The sequence below is a fragment of the Aminobacter sp. NyZ550 genome (assembly GCF_025628925.2).
In the GTDB taxonomy this organism is placed as follows: Bacteria; Pseudomonadota; Alphaproteobacteria; order Rhizobiales; family Rhizobiaceae; genus Aminobacter; species Aminobacter ciceronei.
Genome location: NZ_CP114190.1, coordinates 5324895 through 5343680, shown reverse-complemented (window position 1 = coordinate 5343680; position 18786 = coordinate 5324895). Strand labels below are relative to the sequence as shown.

General features: G+C 64.3%; 18 protein-coding genes, 1 tRNA gene and 1 riboswitch. Of the genes, 10 read left to right on the top strand and 9 right to left on the bottom strand.

The window, feature by feature from the left end; all coding sequences use genetic code 11:
- Positions 1 to 135 precede the first annotated feature (135 nt).
- Entirely contained in the window at positions 136 to 324 is a 189-nt protein-coding gene (locus N7E70_RS26505; protein WP_055971136.1) for a YegP family protein, read from the top strand.
- Between the two features lie 162 nt (positions 325 to 486).
- Positions 487 to 741: a GlsB/YeaQ/YmgE family stress response membrane protein gene (locus tag N7E70_RS26500; RefSeq protein WP_067967117.1), complete on the top strand. Its 255-nt coding sequence runs from the start codon at positions 487 to 489 to the stop codon at positions 739 to 741.
- A gap of 89 nt (positions 742 to 830) precedes the next feature.
- Here N7E70_RS26500 and N7E70_RS26495 read toward each other — a convergent pair whose 3' ends face one another.
- The 4 genes from N7E70_RS26495 to N7E70_RS26480 form a co-directional block, all read right to left on the bottom strand.
- Positions 831 to 1754 carry an acyl-CoA desaturase gene (locus N7E70_RS26495; RefSeq protein WP_263008085.1) on the bottom strand — a complete coding sequence of 308 codons (924 nt, stop codon included), beginning with the start codon at positions 1752 to 1754 and terminating at the stop codon, positions 831 to 833.
- Positions 1755 to 2426: 672 nt separating this feature from the next.
- Positions 2427 to 2819: a hypothetical protein gene (locus tag N7E70_RS26490; RefSeq protein WP_269441429.1), complete on the bottom strand. Its 393-nt coding sequence runs from the start codon at positions 2817 to 2819 to the stop codon at positions 2427 to 2429.
- A 296-nt stretch (positions 2820 to 3115) separates the two neighbouring features.
- On the bottom strand, positions 3116 to 3895 hold the full coding sequence (locus N7E70_RS26485) for a (2Fe-2S) ferredoxin domain-containing protein (RefSeq protein WP_263008084.1): 780 nt from the start codon (positions 3893 to 3895) through the stop codon (positions 3116 to 3118).
- Between the two features lie 115 nt (positions 3896 to 4010).
- Positions 4011 to 4203: riboswitch (cobalamin riboswitch) on the bottom strand.
- An 897-nt stretch (positions 4204 to 5100) separates the two neighbouring features.
- On the bottom strand, positions 5101 to 5445 hold the full coding sequence (locus N7E70_RS26480; protein ID WP_263008083.1) for a hypothetical protein: 345 nt from the start codon (positions 5443 to 5445) through the stop codon (positions 5101 to 5103).
- A 167-nt stretch (positions 5446 to 5612) separates the two neighbouring features.
- On the opposite strand from N7E70_RS26480, the gene N7E70_RS26475 reads away from it, so the two are divergent.
- The 4 genes from N7E70_RS26475 to N7E70_RS26460 all read left to right on the top strand — a co-directional run bounded on the left by N7E70_RS26475 (position 5613) and on the right by N7E70_RS26460 (position 8114).
- Entirely contained in the window at positions 5613 to 5969 is a 357-nt protein-coding gene (locus N7E70_RS26475) for a cupin domain-containing protein (RefSeq protein ID WP_067965465.1), read from the top strand.
- 209 nt (positions 5970 to 6178) lie between these two features.
- Positions 6179 to 6319, top strand: coding sequence for a hypothetical protein (locus N7E70_RS26470; RefSeq protein ID WP_154386918.1), 141 nt, complete (start codon positions 6179 to 6181; stop codon positions 6317 to 6319).
- 53 nt (positions 6320 to 6372) lie between these two features.
- Positions 6373 to 7128, top strand: a complete 756-nt coding sequence (locus tag N7E70_RS26465) for a glycosyltransferase (RefSeq protein ID WP_154386919.1) — start codon at positions 6373 to 6375, stop codon at positions 7126 to 7128.
- Positions 7129 to 7148: 20 nt separating this feature from the next.
- On the top strand, positions 7149 to 8114 hold the full coding sequence (locus N7E70_RS26460) for a polysaccharide pyruvyl transferase family protein (RefSeq protein ID WP_182575556.1): 966 nt from the start codon (positions 7149 to 7151) through the stop codon (positions 8112 to 8114).
- A 97-nt stretch (positions 8115 to 8211) separates the two neighbouring features.
- On the opposite strand, the gene N7E70_RS26455 is transcribed toward N7E70_RS26460, so the two are convergent.
- A tRNA-Thr gene (locus N7E70_RS26455) sits at positions 8212 to 8287 on the bottom strand.
- 178 nt (positions 8288 to 8465) lie between these two features.
- Positions 8466 to 9422, bottom strand: coding sequence for an NAD(P)H-dependent flavin oxidoreductase (locus tag N7E70_RS26450; protein WP_263008082.1), 957 nt, complete (start codon positions 9420 to 9422; stop codon positions 8466 to 8468).
- Between the two features lie 295 nt (positions 9423 to 9717).
- Between N7E70_RS26450 and N7E70_RS26445 the strand changes: the two genes are divergently transcribed.
- Entirely contained in the window at positions 9718 to 10812 is a 1095-nt protein-coding gene (locus N7E70_RS26445) for a hypothetical protein (protein ID WP_192318454.1), read from the top strand.
- A 55-nt stretch (positions 10813 to 10867) separates the two neighbouring features.
- Here N7E70_RS26445 and N7E70_RS26440 read toward each other — a convergent pair whose 3' ends face one another.
- Both N7E70_RS26440 and N7E70_RS26435 read right to left on the bottom strand, forming a co-directional pair.
- Positions 10868 to 12466: a cisplatin damage response ATP-dependent DNA ligase gene (locus N7E70_RS26440; RefSeq protein ID WP_263008081.1), complete on the bottom strand. Its 1599-nt coding sequence runs from the start codon at positions 12464 to 12466 to the stop codon at positions 10868 to 10870.
- A 271-nt stretch (positions 12467 to 12737) separates the two neighbouring features.
- On the bottom strand, positions 12738 to 13748 hold the full coding sequence (locus N7E70_RS26435) for a ligase-associated DNA damage response exonuclease (RefSeq protein ID WP_263008080.1): 1011 nt from the start codon (positions 13746 to 13748) through the stop codon (positions 12738 to 12740).
- Between the two features lie 84 nt (positions 13749 to 13832).
- On the opposite strand from N7E70_RS26435, the gene N7E70_RS26430 reads away from it, so the two are divergent.
- Positions 13833 to 14744 carry a methyltransferase domain-containing protein gene (locus N7E70_RS26430; RefSeq protein WP_263008079.1) on the top strand — a complete coding sequence of 304 codons (912 nt, stop codon included), beginning with the start codon at positions 13833 to 13835 and terminating at the stop codon, positions 14742 to 14744.
- On the opposite strand, the gene N7E70_RS26425 is transcribed toward N7E70_RS26430, so the two are convergent.
- A complete protein-coding gene (locus tag N7E70_RS26425) occupies positions 14741 to 14914 on the bottom strand; it encodes a hypothetical protein (protein ID WP_192318447.1) in 174 nt (57 codons plus the stop codon). The genes N7E70_RS26430 and N7E70_RS26425 overlap by 4 nt on opposite strands.
- 419 nt (positions 14915 to 15333) lie before the next feature.
- On the opposite strand from N7E70_RS26425, the gene N7E70_RS26420 reads away from it, so the two are divergent.
- Both N7E70_RS26420 and pdeM read left to right on the top strand, forming a co-directional pair.
- A complete protein-coding gene (locus N7E70_RS26420) occupies positions 15334 to 17835 on the top strand; it encodes a ligase-associated DNA damage response DEXH box helicase (protein ID WP_263008116.1) in 2502 nt (833 codons plus the stop codon).
- A complete protein-coding gene (pdeM, locus tag N7E70_RS26415; RefSeq protein WP_263008078.1) occupies positions 17832 to 18545 on the top strand; it encodes a ligase-associated DNA damage response endonuclease PdeM in 714 nt (237 codons plus the stop codon). Before N7E70_RS26420 ends, pdeM begins: the two co-directional genes overlap by 4 nt.
- The last annotated feature ends 241 nt before the right edge of the window (positions 18546 to 18786 follow it).

Sequence of the window (18786 nt, the reverse complement as noted above, 5' to 3'; positions counted from 1 at the left end):
CAGCGGCGATGGGCCTTGGCGGTTGTATTGGTGCGTTTGCGTCGCGAAAATCGCTTCGCGCTTTTCCTCGGGTTGCCGTCGTGCGACGATTCGTCAGCGGCGTGAGTCGCGGATCGGCACATACGGGGAAATGCGATGTACAAATTCGAGGTCTACAAGGACAAGGGCGGCGAGTTTCGGTTCCGCTTCAGGGCTTCCAATGGCGAGGTGATGTTCAGCTCGGAAGGCTATTCGGCCAAGGCATCGGCGCTGAAGGCGATCGAGTCGATCAAGAAGAACACGCCCGGCGCCGCGGTGGAGGATCAGACCACGGCGGTCGCCTGACGGGCGGCATTTCCACGGCGGGCCGATAGGTCGGCCCGTCTCCAGCCTGTTGTTCCAGCATGATCTCTGGCTGCCTGCTTGTCGATCATGCGCTGGTCGTTGCAACTGCGCATCGTGGCTCGTGACGTGCTCCGGCCGATGCGCCAGAACCTGGAGAGACAAATGGGTATCGAAAGCTTGCTCGTCTTCCTGATCGTCGGCGCCGTTGCCGGCTGGCTCGCCGGCCAGTTGGTCAAGGGCTACGGCTTCGGCCTGATCGGCAACATCGTGGTCGGTATCGTCGGCGCGCTGATCGCCGGCTGGCTGCTTCCGACGATCGGCATCAGCCTGGGCTCCGGCATCATAGCTGCCATCATCCATGCCACCATCGGCGCGGTGATCCTGCTCGTACTGCTCAGACTGGTGAAACAAGCCTAGCGAAACCACCCGAGACGTAGTTGCGATCGCCGGCAAGCACAGCTTCGCCGGCGATCTTTTTTGTCCCCTCTTGAAAAGGTCTGGCGGCGCTAGTCGGCGCGCTTCCGCGGCTCTGCGATCTTGCTCGCCAGTCCGAGCACGCCGAGCAACCTGATGGTCAGGTAGGTGACGTCGAATTCCCACCAGTGGTGGCCGTGGCGGGCCGAGCGCGGGTCGGCGTGGTGGTTGTTGTGCCAGCCCTCGCCATTGCTGAGCAGGCCGACGATGACGTTGTTGGTGCTGTCGTCTGTCGTGTCGTAGTTGCGGTAGCCCCAGACATGGGTGACCGAATTGACCGACCAGGTGATGTGCCAGGTAATCACGGTGCGCGCGAACACGCCCCAGACGAGCAGGCTGAGGCCGAACTGGATCGCCTCGTCAGTCGTGCCGCCGGTGATCAGGCTCGCGGCGACGCCGCCGCCGAAGAAAGCTGCCCAGGACGCGATGATGATGCCGAGATAGACATGCGGCTTGTCGAGCTTGCGGTAGAACGGGTCGCGGACGATGTCCTTGGCGTAGCGCCCGTAGATCTGCATGCGCTCCATGTCGGGCGACTTGACCAGCAGCCAGCCGACATGGGCCCAGAGGAAGGTGACGATCGGGCTGTGCGGATCCGGCTCCTCGTCGGCGTGCTCATGGTGGCGGCGGTGCACCGCAACCCAGCGCGCCGGCGTGTCCTGGAAGGCGCAGACGGCGATGATCGCAAGCCCGTGCTCGAGCCATTTCGGGCAGGTGAAGCCGCGATGGGTGAGAAGCCTGTGGTAGCAGAGGTTGATGCCGAGCGTGCCGAAGACATAGATGCCGGCGATGCAGAGGACGACGCCGGTAGAGCTGAAGAACCAGGGCAGCAAGGCGTAGAGCGCGACGACATGATAGAAGGCGAGGCCGCTCAAATTGAGCCAGTCGATGCGGGCCAGAAGCGGTCGGCGCGCAATTGCGGGCGTGGCGGACGACGCCGCGATCTGGTCGGACATAGATGCTCCCATTTGCGGCCCGGATCGCTTCCCCACGATCGAGCCGCCTCCTCCGTTTCGGGCGAGGTTGCGCAGTTTCTAATTCAGGGTCAAGGCACGTTTGGAATTACCCCGAAATATGAGTGCGGACGGTGGGCCGCGGCGGCGACCCACTGCTATTGGGGATGCGGGTTTGGCCGGATCATCGGGGAAGGTAGATCGCCCAAGAATGTGCCTGGGACGCCGCGGACACGGAAGTTCCACAGCAGTCGATCCAGGCGCTGGAACTCCCGCAAAGGGAGCTGCGCCGGCTGGACAATCAGTCGTGATGCAGGCAGTCGTCGCAGAGGCCGAACTTCCAGGCGGCAGCGGTGACGCCGATGAAGCGATTATGACAATGGACGCATTCCATGTTGCCATATCCCCGCGGCGAAGGCGGTGACAGAGATCTCTGCGCCGCGATGTAAGTCTCGCGCCGACGCATCAACTCTTCGCGGACATCACGCCGCGAATAGGATACTTGAATTGCCATGACTGCCACCGCCCACTGAACTGATCTAGCCCTGCGCAATAGTCGCTGATGTTTCCCTTGGGTCAATTAGATCGATGGATTGACGTGGATCGCAACAGGCTGTGTCAGCCCATCGGACCTGTGCCCGACGACCCCAGGCGCCGCTGCCGCTGCTGCGCGTTTCAGCCTTGGCTTCCAGCCAGTGGCGGATATCGGCGGGAACATCCGCCGTTACGTTGAGCAGCGGATTGCGCGCCGTGCCTGGTAAAGACGTCGTGATAGTTGACGATCGACAACGGCAAGCGTTGCTGTTCGGCCGGAATCGGGTCGAACAGGTGGTGCGGAAAGTTGTGCGGTGCCGACAAGGTGCGCATCGTCAGGCCGCTGCCCGGTATGGCCAGCGACAGGCAGGCCTGCGAACTGTCCCACAGCTCGCTTCCCCGGGCGGAAACGCGCCGTGGCCCGCCTCGACACGATGGCTGACATTGGGCGCGAGCTTTGCTGCCACCGAACGCTCGAAATAGCCGAGTAGCCGAGGATACGGTCTTCTCGCCGAACCACGACGAGGCCGCCATCGTAGCTCGCTTTGACCCCAGCCTTGTCGACGGTGGTCTCGATCATTGGCACCAGGTCGTAGTTGACGCCCAAGGTCCGGGACGGCGCCTGCCAATAACCGTCCCGAGGATCGGTCGTCGCGGCCATATGTGCGCATGCCCTTGACGTCGACGGAGCCGAAGGGCGGCCGCAGCAACTTCCAGTGCCAGATCAGGTTCACGGCAGAACAGCATGTCGCTGTCCAGGCCGATAAAAGGCAGGGGCAAAAAGCAGGTGGTGGCGGAACGACACGATCCCCCTTGTTTTCAATGGGCCTTCACCGCAGCACCTGCTTGCGGCCGGTGGGGTGATAGGCAAAGTCGTCGACCACCGCGCCGCCGAGCAGATGTTCGGTGACTATGCGGTCGACGGCGGCCTCGGTGACCCCGCCGTAATAGGTGCCTTCGGGAAAGACCTGCAGCACCGGTGCCAGGTTACAGGGGCCAAGGCAGGTCGATTTGGCGCTCATCGTGCCGTCGCCGGTCACGCGCAGCTTCTGGCGGTCCTGCTGGTTGCGCAGGTGGCCCCAGATCAGGTCCGCGCCGGCGGCATTGCACGGGCCGCCCTGGCAGACCAGCACGCGGCGTTTCTGCGCCGGCACGAGCGAGCCCTCTGGCGCCAGCCTGTCGAGCGGCGGGATGGGCGGCGTCGCGTCGGCACCGGTGACGAGGTCGGCCATCATTGCAGCCAGCAGCGGGCTTTCGGCGAGGCCCCGCGCGATGCGCACCGTCGGCCAAGGTGCCGCGTCCTCGGTCTGCCACCGGCGCAGCGACTTGGTGAGCCAGGCATTGAAGCTGGGCTCGATCGGCAGCATAAGCGGCAGGATGAGGATATCGGAGAAATCCTGCTGGCGAAGTGCCGCAAGCGCCTCGCGCAGCGACGGCGTGCCTTGTTCGGTGAAGCCGAAGCTGGTGTGATCGACGCCGGGCAACGCCGCGGCGAGATCACAGAGCTGCTGCATCTGCCTGTAGGGCGCGGCAGCAAAGGCCGACTTGGCGACGAGCACGATGGCACGTCTGGCCTGGGACTGCGCGGTCTCAACTTCTGTATTGTGCAAACGATCGATCCCTGGCCTGACTGCGGTCGGGATTGTCGCAACGCATGTTGGTGGAAGGCGATGGCCGATAGCGCCGCCTGCACGAACCTGCGCTCCGGTGGTACACCCCGCCCACGGAACATCACTCGGTCAGGCAGGTCTCCTGGCTCGCGGGTCTCGGCTCATTGCCTGCCTTCCCGGCCGTCGGCCAGTGACACAATCGGCAATGCGGCTCACCGCTTACAGTTGCGGGGCAGCTTCGGTTTCGCACCGAATTCCCTCTTAGCTTCCGCCCGAAAGCAGAAGAACCATAACCGCGCGGCAAGCTATATGCGGGCAGACGCAAGTCAAGGGTTGTCGATGGACACGTACCTAGGCCAGCAATGCGCTGCCTTGCGATCGCTTGGCGTTGCTGGACATGGTCCAGCGATGGACGACGATTGCCAAGCAGCCCTTCCGATCATGACCGTGCGCCATCGGGGCGCATTGGTAGAGACCGGAGATGGACATGCACCCCAAGCGGAATAAGCCCAGGAATGCCAGGGCCGGCTGCCTTCTGTGCAAACCGCACAAGGCGAACGGCGCCTGCCCGAGGCATATCGACATGAAAATCGGCAACCGGCGTCGATATGAAGCGGGAAGCTCGCAGTTGCGATGTGAAGGCGTCCGCGGCTGATAAGCTTGTCTGCGCGACATCGGATGTGCGAGGGGACGCGCCCGCCCATTGATTGGGGGGGGGCAGGGCGGGCGCTAAGCTCGGGTGGTCCAAGGTGGGGTAAGGACGAGGTGAGCCTGTAGGTCGTTTAGAGGTTCCTAACGTAAGGTCAACCAACGCCAGCGAGCGGACGGCGCGGTCGTTCAACTTCTCGTGTAGAGCGGCTGGATCGCAAGCGGCGTCGAGCCCGTTCAGGGCAATCTGAGCGGCCGTCCACCGGTGCGTTGCCAGGACACCGGCGAGTGTCGTGAGTTACCGCCAACGTGAAGACGCTGGGAACGGCCACCAGGCGGGTCGCCAGAATGATTGCAGAGCAGCTTTGGCCTGTTTTCGTGGGCACCCCACCAATGTGGCCCGGCATGCAATCGCGACAGCCACAGGCGAGGATCGGAGGTGTCGATGATGTGCGCGGCGGCGGCTCACCGCGTGGGCGAACGCTTCGCCGAAGGCGTTGGAGCAGGCGCGCGACGAGCTTGCCGCACATGCGCGCCGTTGGCAGTGAGGACCGAAGTTACCGCTTCGCGGTGTCCGCGCTGCTCGCCAGGCTGGCAGGAAGGGGCTTGCTCGAGCATTTCAGATGCATGTCCCGGGCGAATTTCTTGCGCATCTTGGCGCGATGCTCCTTGCCGGCCATGGCGATGCCGAGCCCGTATGGGCCAAGCAGCAGCCCTGCCGATACGCTCAGGGTTTCTTTCTCTTGCGCTGCGTAGTTCGCCGCCTCAGCTCGAGCTTTCGTGCAGTCCGCTGACCGCCATTTGGAATCCTTGGCAGAGAGTGTGGTGGCATAGTCGGCGGGCTGGGATGCACAGCCGGCAACTGCGAGCATCGTCACCGCAGCGAGCAGTCTGGCCTTCATCTATGAGTCCTTGCTAAACATCCGTCCATCAACACAGACAGGGCTGATTCCGCAAGGGGCGGCGGAAGAACACCAACATAGGAATATGCCTCTTTATCATAAGGAAACAAAGTTGCCTGAATTGAGGGCGTCGGCTATGCAGGGGTGTCTTAAGGGAGGAGAATGCCATGGCGAACAAAACAATCCTCAAATTTGGCCAGCCGGAAGGTGCAGATTCCAACGACCTACCGGGATGGGTGGTGGTCGACGGAAAGCCGACGATGAAAACGGCCGTCCAGCATACGACCGGGGATGGCAAGGTGCTGTCGGGAACGTGGCAGGCCACGCCAGGCACCTACCACGCCAGCTACACCGACTACGAGTTCGTCCACATGATCTCGGGTCGCATCATCATCACGCCGGATGGCGGCGCGCCCGTCGAGGTTGGGCCGGGCGACGCGTTCGTCGTGGAAGCGGATTTCAGGGGCACCTGGAAGATCATCGAGCCGGTGACGAAGCACTTCGTCGTTACGCTGGGATCGTAGGAAACACCGCGCAACCGGCGGGGATATCTCCATCGGCTGTCGAAGAAGGCTGCCGGCCGGCTCGTGCACGCGGGCGAACGCCTGATTGATTCGACCTGGTTCCGACAGTGAGCGGAACCAGGCGCACCGGTGATGCCTTGCTGGCTTAATTTCCTTGGGAAAAGGCTGGTGCAGCTTTGAATGATCAAACAACGCGAGATGCATCGCGCATGTTGCGTTCCCCGGCCGAGAATGAGCATTTTTCCAAGCTTTGCGGCCAGGACTATCGCTCGCTGCGCGACCACCACAACATCACCATCGACCTTGTCCGCGGCTGTTGCGGGCTACCACCTGTGCTTGCAGAAGGTTGACCTTTGCCCGATCTGGTTTATTTAGGCCCCGGGCAGGTATGGGGTGGTAATTTATGTTGGCAGTGGTGAATTCGCTGTGGATCGGCAACAGATTGGGGCCGGTCCACGCGGGGTGTCTGAGGTCGTTTCTTCGAAATGGGCATCGTGTCGTTCTGCATGTGTTTGACCGGCCGGAGGACGTGCCTGAAGGCGTCGAACTTTTCGACGCCCAACGGTTGATGGCTCGATCGGAAATCGTTGCGCATGAGACGACCGGTAGCCTGGCTTTGGCGTCGGATATCTATCGGTACCGCATCCTGCGGGCGGGCCTCGGCATATACGTGGATTGCGACGTCTATTGCCTGAGGCCGATCCAGCAGGAGGAATTCCTCTTCGGCTGGGAATCCGACAAGGCGATCAATGGCGCCGTGCTGGGGCTGCCTTCGCAGCATCCGGCGCTCAATGAGCTGATCACGGCATCCAGCGATCCTCATTTCATTCCATGGTGGTATCGAAGCACAAAGAGACGGTTACTGCGCCTGCGCAAGGCCATGCGCCTGCCTGTCCCGGTATCCCGCCATCGTTGGGGTGTCATTGGACCGCAGCTGTTGACCAACGTCACCCGGCGCCACGAAATTGCAGCTTCGGCCAAGCCGATCGATGTGTTCTATCCGGTCAGCTACCAGAACACCAACCTGCTCTTCGATCGCGGGCTGTCCTGGCCCGATGTAGCAACCAATCGGACGCTTGGCGTTCACTTGAGCGCGTCGGTCATATCAGGACGCGAAATCATACGCGGCAGCCTTCTGGACGCCGTTGTCACTCAATAGCTCGTTTCGAGACTGCACTGATGTCGCTGAAGAGCCGGCTAAGCTCCTTTCGTCGCGTGTATCTGGCTGCGCGCACCGTCGACACGCCGCCGACGCTTCTGTTCTGGTGGGGAAGCTACGGCTACAGGGGCGGTCCGACGATCGGCGACCTGATGGCGGTCGACAACCTGTCATCGAGGCTGCGTCTGCGCGGCGTCGAGCACGCCGTCATTTCGCATCCGGAACTGCAGATTCCGGGCCATCTGCCGGTTGATGATCTCTATGCCATCAAGCCTGCGAAAAAGCTCGTGTTCGTCTGTGGTCCGATCACCTACAGTCGCGACCTGAACGACCTTTTGTCTGTCCACAGGCTAGCGACCAAGATCGCGGCAGGCGTCAGCGTCCTTCCCAATCACGCCAGGATGAATCGCCGCTTCCATCACATTGTTGGCCGTGATGGCGTCGATCCACCGTATTTCGATCTCGCCGTTTCGGAGACCGTTGAACCCACTGGAAAGGAGAGGCTCGAGACCGCAGGTGTTTGCCTGCGTGGCCCTCAAGGCGAGTATGGCGCCAGGCGAGTTGCGATGGCACCTCAGGCATTGGCGATGTTCCAAGATGTGGTGCGCGGGTCGACGCTACACCCGATCGAGATCGACACGGTGCTATCACCTGAGAATGGTCCTGGGAAGATCCATGCCGGGTTCGCACGATCCGACATCGTGCTGACGACCCGCATGCATGGGGCGCTGTTGGCGCTCGCCGCAGGAAAGCCGGTGATTGCGATCGATCAGGTTCCCGGTGGAGCTAAGGTTTCAGCCGTGGTCGGCAGGACCGGTTGGCCATTTGTGTTCCAGGCGGAAAAGGTGTCTGCCGAAACGGTGCGGGCGGCTCTTGACGAATTGCGCGCCGGCAATTGGCGGGCCCATCTGGTCGGAGCCCAGGCCAGGATCCGTGCGCTTGTCGAAGATGCTCTCGCGGCAAGCGTCGACGCCATCACGGAGTGATCCGTCTGCACCTCGTGGGGCGAAGGACAGTCCCGAAATGGGCATAGATTTCCGGTGCCGCGTGGGCATCTGGCAGGAGCTGATTTTCCTGGGAAACTGGTGCCGCTTGCGTGACTCGAACACGCGACCCCATCATTACGAATGATGTGCTCTACCAACTGAGCTAAAGCGGCTTCCAGGCAACGCAGCCTGGCGGCCGCGCGACGGTGTGTGCCTGATAACTTCAAAGCGCTGCGATTGCAAGACGCCTTCTGAGGCTTTCGACAGGCGGGACAAACGTGCTGCCTGCCGGATATTCAGCGCGCCGGACGGCACCGGAACAGGTCGGGCGCCGACGGTTTACGGATGTTGTCAGCCCGTGATGCGGGCCTTGGCCGCAGCGTATTCGGTGGCGAGGCGCTCGACCAACTCGGCGACGGGCACGACCTTGTCGACGGCGCCGATACCCTGGCCGCAGCCCCAGATGTCTTTCCAGGCCTTGTACTTGCCGGCTTCCTCGAAATCCATCTTGGAGGGATCTGAGACAGCGAGGTTGTCGGGGTCCATGCCGGCGGCGCGGACCGAGCCCTTGAGGTAGTTGCCGTGGATGCCGGTGAACAGATTGGAGTAGACGATGTCGGCGGCCTTGGATTCGACGATCATCTGCTTGTAGTCGTCGCCGGCGCGCGCCTCCTCGGTGGCGATGAAGGGCGAGCCGATATAGGCGAGATCAGCACCCATGGCCTGTGCCGCGAGCACCGCACCGCCATTGGCGATGGCTCCGGACAGAAGCAGCGGGCCGTCGAACCACTGGCGGATTTCCTGGATCAGGGCGAAGGGCGACAGCGTGCCGGCATGGCCGCCGGCACCGGCCGCGACCGCAATCAGGCCGTCGGCGCCCATCTTGATCGCCTTGCGGGCATGGCGGTCATGGATGATGTCGTGCAGCACGACGCCGCCATAGGAGTGTACCGCCTGGTTGACCTCCTCGACAGCACCCAGCGACGAGATGACGACCGGCACCTTGTACTTCACGCACAGGCGCAGATCGTGCTCGAGCCGCTTGTTGGACTTGTGGACGATCTGGTTGACGGCGAAGGGGGCTGCCGGACGGTCGGGATTGGCGGCGTCATGGGCGGCGAGATCTTCGGTCACCATCGCCAGCCATTCGTCGAGCTGGGCCTCTGGGCGGGCGTTGAGCGCCGGAAACGAGCCGACGATGCCGGCCTTGCATTGGGCCAGCACCAGTGGCGGATGCGAGATGATGAACAAAGGCGCGCCGACGACGGGAACACGCAGGTTTTTCTTGAGGATGTCAGGCAATGCCACGCGTCTCTCCCGGGTCTAGAAATTGACGTTTCCGTAAACGTCACTCCATATAGCAGATCGGGCACGATCGACAATGCACGAGTCTGGGCACGAGCATGGGCACGAGTCCTGGACACCAGTCCGGCGGGGCTTGCCGTCGCCGGTTTGCGGCGTCCGCTGCGAGGCGCGACTTGTTTTGCCGGCCTTGCCGCCCATTGCACCCATTTTGGCCGACATTTCGCTCGCGGTGCCGTTGATTGATGTCTTTTCTGCCGCTAACCATCTGGCAACACTGGCGCGTTGCGAGGAACATCGGTTGGATTCGATCGAAAAAGCGATCCGGAACGCTTTCGAAAAAGGCGATCCCGAGAATCGCGAGTTTCGCGAAAAGGTCTATCGTGCCGCCTTCGGTGCGCTCGACCGCGCGCTCAAGGCCAATCCGGCGATGACCGTGGAGGCGGCGATCGGCCGCCGCAAGTCGCTGCAGGCAAAGATCACCGAGATCGAATCGGAATTCATGCCCGCGGCCCCAGCGGTTTCGCTCGGCCAGGCCGGCGCGGCCCCGGCGCCTGATATCTCGCTCGACGGCAATGGCGCCGCCAGCGCACCGTCGGTTTCGATCGGCACCCCGGCGGCGGGTATCACCCCCGTCGTGCCCGACATCATGCCCGACGCAGTGTTGCCCGGCGGACCGCCGATCGCAATCACGGAGAAGCGCAGCCGCGCGGAACGGCGCGCCGCCGACCGTGCCAGCGCGCGGGCCGAACGGCGCCGGCCTTATGCCGCGATGTTTCTTGCCGTCACCTTGCTTGCCATGGGCGGCATCGGCGCCTGGTGGGCGGTCCAGACCGGCCAGTTCAAGTCGGCGGCCGAGATCGACACCTCGGTGCACAATCCGCCCAAGCAGCTTGAAAGCGAGGACTTTTCGCCGACCGATGCCGGGCCGGCGCGGCCCGGCGAGGTCGACCAGTCGCGCAACTGGATCACCGTGTTCACGCCGACCGACCCGACCGATGTCAGCGCGCCGGGTGGTACCTCGGCCGAGGTTGCCAAGGACGACACCGGCAGCTTCCTGCGCATCCGCTCGGGCAACACCGGCTCGGCGATCGTCTTCGACGTCGGCCGCGGCGTGCTCGAACAGATCGCCGGAAAGCATGCGGTGTTCGACATCATTGCGCGCGCCGAGGACGGCAAGGAAACGCAGATGGCCGTCGACTGCAATTTTGGCGAGCTCGGCGACTGCGGCCGCAAGCGCTACCTCGTCGGCTACCAGCGCGGCGAGTACCTGTTCGAGATGGACGTGCCCGACAAGGAACCGGGTGCTGCCGGCACCATCGCCATCAACTCCGACCTGACCAAGGAAGGCAAGGCCGTCGACATCTACGAGATCAGGGTGTCGGTGACGGAGTAGTGCGGCCTCGCGGCGGCAACGATTTCGTTCGACGTCAGGTTTTCGGAACCGGGCCTCAGTCGAGCAGGGCCTGCAGCGTCTCGATGCGGTCAGCTTCGGCTGGTGGCTTGTCCCAGCGCAGCCGGGAGATTCTGGGAAAGCGCATGGCGACGCCCGATTTGTGGCGGGTCGAGCGGTTGAGGCCCTCGAAGGCGACCTCCAGCACCAGGCCGTTGGCCCTGTCGGCGCGCACCGAGCGCACCGGACCGAAACGCTCGACAGTGTTGTCGCGCACGAACTTGTCGATCTGCTTGAGCTCCTCGTCGGTAAAGCCGAAATAGGCTTTTCCCACCGGCACCAGCTCCTCAGCCCCCTCCGCGCCCGACCAGACGCCGAATGTGTAGTCGGAATAGAAGCTCGAACGCTTGCCGTGGCCGCGCTGGGCGTACATCAGCACGGTATCGACAATGTGCGGATCGCGCTTCCACTTGAACCACGGACCCTTGGGCCGACCGGCGAGATATGGTGAATCCAGCCGTTTCAGCATGACGCCTTCGATGATCGGATGCGGCGGTTCTCGTCGCATCGCCTCCAATTGATCCCAGCTGTCGAAGGCGACCAGCGGCGACAGGTCGAAGCGGTCGGGGGCGAGCGTGGCGATGAAGGCTTCAAGACGGGCGCGGCGCGTCGTGAAGGGCAGCTCGCGCAGATCCTCGCCGTCGAGCTGGAGCAGGTCGTAGCAGCGCACGAAGGCGGGATAGCGGTCCTGCATCTTGGCTGACACGGTCTTGCGGTTCAGCCGCTGCTGCAGGTCGGAGAAGGTGCCGGTCGCCTCGCGGGGTGAGCCGACGAGCAGCTCGCCGTCGAGTGCCGCGTCGAACTCCATTGCCGCCACCAGGTCGGGGAAGGCGCCGGAGACATCGTCGCCGGTGCGCGAATAGAGCCTGCGGATGCCGCCCTCCGACACCGCCTGGACACGGATGCCGTCCCATTTCCACTCGGCGGCGTAGTCGGTGGGGGCGAGTTTTTCGAGGTCGCCGTCGCCGACAGGATTGGACAGCATCACCGGCCGGAACAATGCGCGGGCAGCCTTTTCAGGCTTCGTCGCCTTGCCTTCCAGCCAGGCGAACAGGCTGGTGTAGGGTGGTGTCAGTCCGTGCCACAGCTCCTCGATCTCGGCGACGTCGACGGAACCGAGATCGGCCAGCGCCTGTTTGGCGAGGCGGGCGGAGACACCGATGCGCAAGCCACCGGTCACGAGCTTGATGATCGCGAAGCGGGCGGAGGTTTCGGCCTGTTCGAGCAGCCGGGCGAGCACGGCTGGCCCGTCGGAACGGCTGGCGGATTGCAGTTTCTGCACGACCTCGGCGAGTGTGATGTCGTGGTTGGGCCGGCTTTCAGGCGCCTCCGGCCAGACCAGCGACACCGTCTCGGCAAGGTCGCCGACATAGTCGTAGGAATAGCCGAACAGGATAGGGTCCATGCGCTCGGAAACGAGCTGGCGCAGCATCGCCGGCTTGACCGAGGCGATGTCGAGTTCGCCGGTGATGGCGGCAAGGGCCAGCCCGCGATCGGGATCCTCGACCGCGCGGAAGTGGTCGGTGATGAGCTTCAGCTTGCCGTTGCGCGATGGCGTCAGCACCAGACGGTCGAGCAGTTCGGCGAAGCGGTTCATGGGAGAACCACGCCGCGCGAGGTCCGCGCTCTACGTTGCCCCCTGTCCTGCCGGACATCTCCCCCGCAAGGGGGGAGATCAGGCGCGCCTCCGGCGGCCCCATATCTTCGACGGTTGCGATTGGCCAAGGCCGCGATGAGGGCCGATCTCCCCCCTTGTGAGGGGAATGCCCGGCAGGGCAGAGGGGGGCGCTGTCCCGCAGTGTTTTCCGTCCTGTGACGGACAGTAGGCCAGACAGAGGAGCGAGCAATGCTACGGGGCTGGACCATCCTCAATCCCCCTCATCCTCATACCCCACGAGGTGCAGCGGCCTCGCAGCAATCCCGTTGAGCTCGCACCAGCGTACCAGCGCTTCCTCTCGGCCATGGGTAACCCAGACCTCGCCGGCGCCGGTTTCGGTGATGGTGGCGGTCAGCTCGTCCCAGTCGGAGTGGTCGGAGACAACGAGCGGCAGTTCGACGCCACCTTGCTTGGCGCGCTGGCGGATGCGCATCCAGCCGGATGCGAAGGCGGCGAGCGGGTCGGGGAAGCGCCGCGCCCAGCGGTCGGCGAAGGTGGCGGAGGGGGCGACGATGATGGCGCCGGCGAAGTCGGCCTTGTCGCCATCCTCGACGGTTGCCGGTCGGAGGTCGCCGAGGTCGACACCATGGCTCTGGTAGTATTCGCTGAGCCTGGTCAGTGCCCCGTGGATGTAGATCGGCTTGTCGTAGCCCTGGTCGCGCAGCAATCGCATCACCCGCTGGGCTTTGCCGAGTGCGTAGGCGCCGACGAGATGGGCGCGCTCGGGAAACTGCCGGGTCGATTTCAGCAGCTTGCCGATCTCCTGGGAGGCGTCGGGATGGTGGAAGACGGGCAGGGCGAAGGTGGCCTCTGATATGAACACGTCGCAGGGTACGACCTCGAAGGCAGTACAGGTCGGATCCCTGGCGCGCTTGTAGTCGCCGGAGGCGACGATGCGCATGCCGCTGCGCTCGACCGAAATCTGCGCCGAGCCGAGCACGTGGCCTGCGGGGTGGAATGACACGGTGACGTCGCCGAGCCGGATCTTCTCGCCCAATGGCATCGCTTGGGTGGTCCCGGCGAAGTCAGGCCCGCAGCGGATCGCCATGATGTCGAGCGTTTGGCGCGTCGCCAGCACCTTGGCGTGGCCAGGGCGGGCATGGTCGGAATGGCCGTGGGTGATGAGCGCGCGGTCGACCGGCCGCACGGGGTCGATGTAGAAATCGCCTGGCGGGCAGTAGAGCCCTTCGGGACGGGAATGGAGGAGGTCGCTCGGCCGCATCTCCTCAAGATAGGCATTTGCCGCTTGCGTGGAAGCCCGGTTTGGCAGTAATGCGCGCCACCCTCCTTGTCATGGATGTCGCGCTTGACGCCGTTGCAGCTCTCCTCCAACGACCTGCTTGCCGACCGGCGGGCGGACTATGCCGAAATGCTGTTCGCCTCAGGCGACCATGCCGCCGCCGCCGAACTGATGCTCGGCGCGCTGGAACTCGCCCCCGGCTGGGCCATGGGCTGGTTCCGGCTCGGCGAGATGCAGGAAGCTGCCGGCGAGATGCGGGCCGCCGCAGAGGCCTGGCGCATGTCGCTGAAGCTCGAGCCGGCTGATCGACCCGGTGCCGCGCTCAAGCTGCAGCTGATCGGGGCGGCACCTGCCGAGGACAGCCCGCCCAGCGCCTTCGTCGAAATGCTGTTCGACCAGTATGCGGAAAAGTTCGACCACGCGCTGGTCGAGACGCTGCATTACCGCGTGCCGGAACTGCTGACGGCGGCGATCGGCGCGACCGGGCGCAACACATTCGCGCACGCCGTCGATCTCGGCTGCGGCACCGGGCTGATGGGCGTGAAACTCCGGCCAGTGACGAAGCGCCTCGACGGCTACGACATCTCGGCAGAGATGCTCCGCAAGGCGCGCGACAAGGGCGTCTACGACTATCTGATCAAGGCCGACCTGCAGGAGTTGGAGCCGGTGGGGCAGACGGCCGATCTCGTCACCGCGGCCGACGTGTTCATGTATCTCGGCGCGCTCGACCGGGTGTTTGCGAGCGTGATGAAGATGCTGGCACCGGGTGGTGTGTTTGCGTTTTCGGTCGAGCGTCTTGCGGGCGAAGGGGTGTTCGATCTGCAGGAGTCCAGGCGCTATGCCCATTCCGAGGCCTATGTGCACGGGCTGATCGCCGCTGCTGGTTTACGCCTGCTGTCGCTGGAGCACGCGGTCATACGCCAGGACCGCCGCACGCCAGTCGAGGGCCTGATCGTGGTGACGGACCTGGCGGTCTAGCGCCGACTGCTGCTCGGGCTGCCGAGCATGCCGCGCGAGCGCAGCGGCTTTTCAGCCGGTTTGGCAGTGGGGGCCACCTGATGCTGCAAGGCCGCCAATTGGGCCTGAAGGTCGCGGACGAGCTTTTCCAGCTCGGTGATGCGGGCTTCGTGGGAGGCGGTGTCTGTCATGGGCGAAGGCTCTCAGTTTTTGAGGCCATCTGATACGGCGGTGCCTGGAACGCAAGCCTGCTGCGTCACGTTCCTTCCCACCCCCTCTGCCCTGCCGGGCATCTCCCCCACAAGGAGGGAGATTAGTCGCTTCGGCGCCGTGCCATTCCTGCCGCGTCGAAGCGCGTCCAGTCTGATGAAGTATTTCCGCTCTGCTGTTAAAGACTGGACGAAGCGCTGGTGAAGGCCTGATCTCCCCCCTTGTGGGGGAGATGCCCGGCAGGGCAGAGGGGGGGGGAGGGAACGAGACCTTGGCCGGTTGGCATACAGCTGTCCTTGATCCCTGTTTGTTCCAGATTTCGCTTGGCGCAGCCTGATCGCCGCGCTAGGCATGAGGCGTGACGAGCCAAGCGCGACTGGAGCCGAATTCGACTGCCGCGATGCTGCCGGAGCCATTCCTGCGATGGTTCGCCGAGCGCGGCTGGTCGCCGCGTGCCCACCAGCTCGACCTGCTCACCAGTGCCCAGCAGGGCAATTCGGTGCTGCTGATCGCCCCCACCGGTGCCGGCAAGACGCTGGCCGGTTTCCTGCCTGCGCTGACCGATCTGGCGATCCGGCCGAAGAGGCGTCCCGGCGAGCCGCAACGCGGCGTGCATACACTGTACATTTCACCGCTCAAGGCGCTTGCCGTCGACATCGAACGCAATCTCGGCAGGCCTGTTGACGAGATGAACCTGCCGATCACGATGGAGACGCGCACCGGCGACACGCCGCAGCACAAGCGCACGCGCCAGAAGCTGTCACCGCCGGACATATTGCTGACGACACCCGAGCAACTGGCGTTGCTGATCGCATCGCCCGACGCAGACCGCTTCTTCAACGGGCTGCGCTACATCGTGCTCGACGAACTGCATTCGCTGGTCACCTCCAAGCGCGGGCACCTCTTGTCGCTCGGGCTGGCGCGGCTCAGGGCCTATGTGCCCGACCTGCAGGCGATCGGGCTGTCGGCGACGGTGGCCAAGCCGGACGAGCTCCGGCGCTGGCTGGTCAGGCAGAATCCGGCAGGCGAGATGGCCGACCTCATCACCGTGTCGGGCGGTGCCAGGCCAGAGATCACGATCCTCGATTCCGAGGAGCGTGTGCCGTGGTCGGGGCATTCGGCGCGATATGCCATTCCCGAAGTCTATGACGCGATCCGCCGGCACCAGACGACGCTTTTGTTCGTCAACACCCGGAGCCAGGCCGAGCTGTTGTTCCAGGAGCTGTGGCGCGTCAACGACGACAATCTGCCGATCGCCCTCCATCACGGCTCGCTCGACGTCGGCCAGCGCCGCAAGGTCGAGAAGGCGATGGCCGACAATGTGTTGCGTGCCGTCGTCGCAACCTCGACGCTCGATCTCGGCATCGACTGGGGCGACGTCGATCTCGTCGTCCATGTCGGCGCACCCAAGGGCGCGAGCCGGCTCGCCCAGCGCATCGGCCGCGCCAACCACCGGATGGACGAGCCGAGCCGGGCGATCCTGGTGCCGGCCAACCGCTTCGAGGTGCTGGAGTGCCGGGCCGCACTCGAGGCCAATTATCTCGGCGCGCAGGACACCCCGCCGCTGATAGACGGCGCGCTCGACGTGCTGGCCCAGCATGTGCTGGGCTGCGCCTGTGGCGCGCCCTTCGTCGCAGACGAGCTTTACGCTGAGGTAACAGGTGCTGCTCCCTATGCCGGGCTAGACCGCGACAGTTTCGACCGCGTCGTCGATTTCGTCGCCACCGGCGGCTACGCGCTGCGCAGCTACGAGCGCTACGCCCGCATCCGCAAGACCAAGGATGGTAAGTGGCGGGTGTCCAATCCGCGCATTGCCCAGCAATACAGGCTGAATGTCGGCACCATCATCGAAGCGCCGATGCTGAACGTCCGTTACACCAGGGCCAAGGGCAAGGTCGGCGCGGGCACGGCAGCAGCACTGACCCTGCGCGGCGGGCCGGTGCTCGGCAAGATCGAGGAGTATTTCGTCGAGACACTTTCGGTGGGCGACATGTTCATGTTCGCCGGCAAGGTGCTGCGCTTCGAGGGCATCCGCGAAAATGAGTGTTATGTCTCGACGGGCGGCGCCGGCAACGTTCTGGTGCCGACTTATGCCGGCGGCAAGTTTCCGCTGTCGACCTATCTCGCCGACCAGGTGCGCGGCATGCTGGCCGACCCCGCGCGCTGGAAGGCGCTGCCTGAGCAGGTCGCAGACTGGCTGCGCATCCAGCAGGAGAAGTCGGTGCTGCCGCGCAAGGAGGACCTTCTGATCGAGACTTTTCCACGCGGCGAGCGCTTCTACATGGTGGCCTATCCCTTCGAGGGGCGGCTGGCGCACCAGACGCTCGGTATGCTTCTGACCCGCCGGCTGGAGCGCATGGGCGCGCGGCCGCTGGGCTTTGTCGCCACCGACTATTCGCTGGCCGTCTGGGCGCTGGGCGATCTGGGGGCGATGTTCAGGGCGAAAGAACCGTCGCTGGGCGAACTGTTCGACGAGGATATGCTGGGCGACGACCTCGAGGCCTGGTTGGCCGACAGCTGGCTGCTCAAGCGCACCTTCCGCAACTGTGCCGTCATCGCCGGGCTGATCGAGAAGCGGTTTCCCGGCCAGGAAAAGAGCGGCCGACAGGTGACTGTTTCAGCCGACCTCATTTACGACGTCTTGCGCAGCCATGAGCCCGACCACCTTCTGCTCAAGGCGACGCGGGCGGATGCAGCCAGCGGGCTGCTCGATGTCAGGAGGCTTGCCGAGATGCTCTCGCGCATCCGCGGCCGAATCGTGCACAAGATGCTCGACCAGATTTCGCCGCTGGCGGTGCCTGTGATGCTTGAGATCGGCAAGGAGCCGGTCAATGGCGAGGCGCACGACTCCCTGCTTCTGGAGGCGGCGGATCTGATCGATGAGGCGATGGGAAGCGCATGAACATAGCCGCGCGCGAACTGACCAGGGCAGGCTGCGAGACGATCGCGGTCGCTGGCGTGCGCGCCGCCTGCGACTGGCGCGGCGTGGTGCATTTCCCTGAGCTCGACCTGCTCGTCGTCTCCGACCTGCATCTGGAGAAGGGCTCTTCGCATGCCCGCCGCGGCCGGCTGATCCCACCCTATGATACGGCAGCGACGCTTCAACGCCTGGCCGTGGTTGTGGAGGACTACCAGCCGCGCACAATCGTCAGCCTCGGCGACAGTTTCCATGACGGCGAGGGCGCGGCGCGCCTGCCCGAACCATTCCGTGACAGCCTGATGGCGATGATGGCCGGGCGGAGCTGGTTCTGGATATCAGGCAATCACGACCCCGACGCGCCCGACGATCTGCCGGGCGAAACGGTAGAGGAATTGGCGGTCGCAGGCCTGGTGTTCCGCCACGAGCCGTCGAAGGGCCATGCCGAGGGCGAGGTCGCCGGCCACCTGCACCCCTGCGCCCGCATCGTCCAGCGCGGCCGCTCGGTCCGTCGCCGCTGCTTCGCCAGCGACGGAATGCGCCTCATCATGCCCGCCTTCGGCGCCTTCACCGGCTCGCTCAACGTGCTCGACCGGGCCTATCGCGGCATGTTCCGGGAAGGGGCGCCGACGGCTTACATGATCGGGACGAGCCGGGTCTATCCGATTGCAGGGTCGCTGCTCAGGCCGGGTTGATGTCGTTTTGACTGCTCGGCAGTCGCTCCTTGCCGTTCTCCAGGTCTTGCCAGTGACGGTGTAGGCTCACCGCGAATTCTGCGCTGCAAAACAGCCACCGCGGAGGGGAGCAACAGGGCGTCCGACGCCGGCGTCGAGGACTGCCGCCATATCAGGCACGGAAGCATCGGAAGAGACGGCACGCGGCCCTCAAACGTAAAACGACCCGGCACGGTCTCCCGCGCCGGGTCGTTTCGTCAAC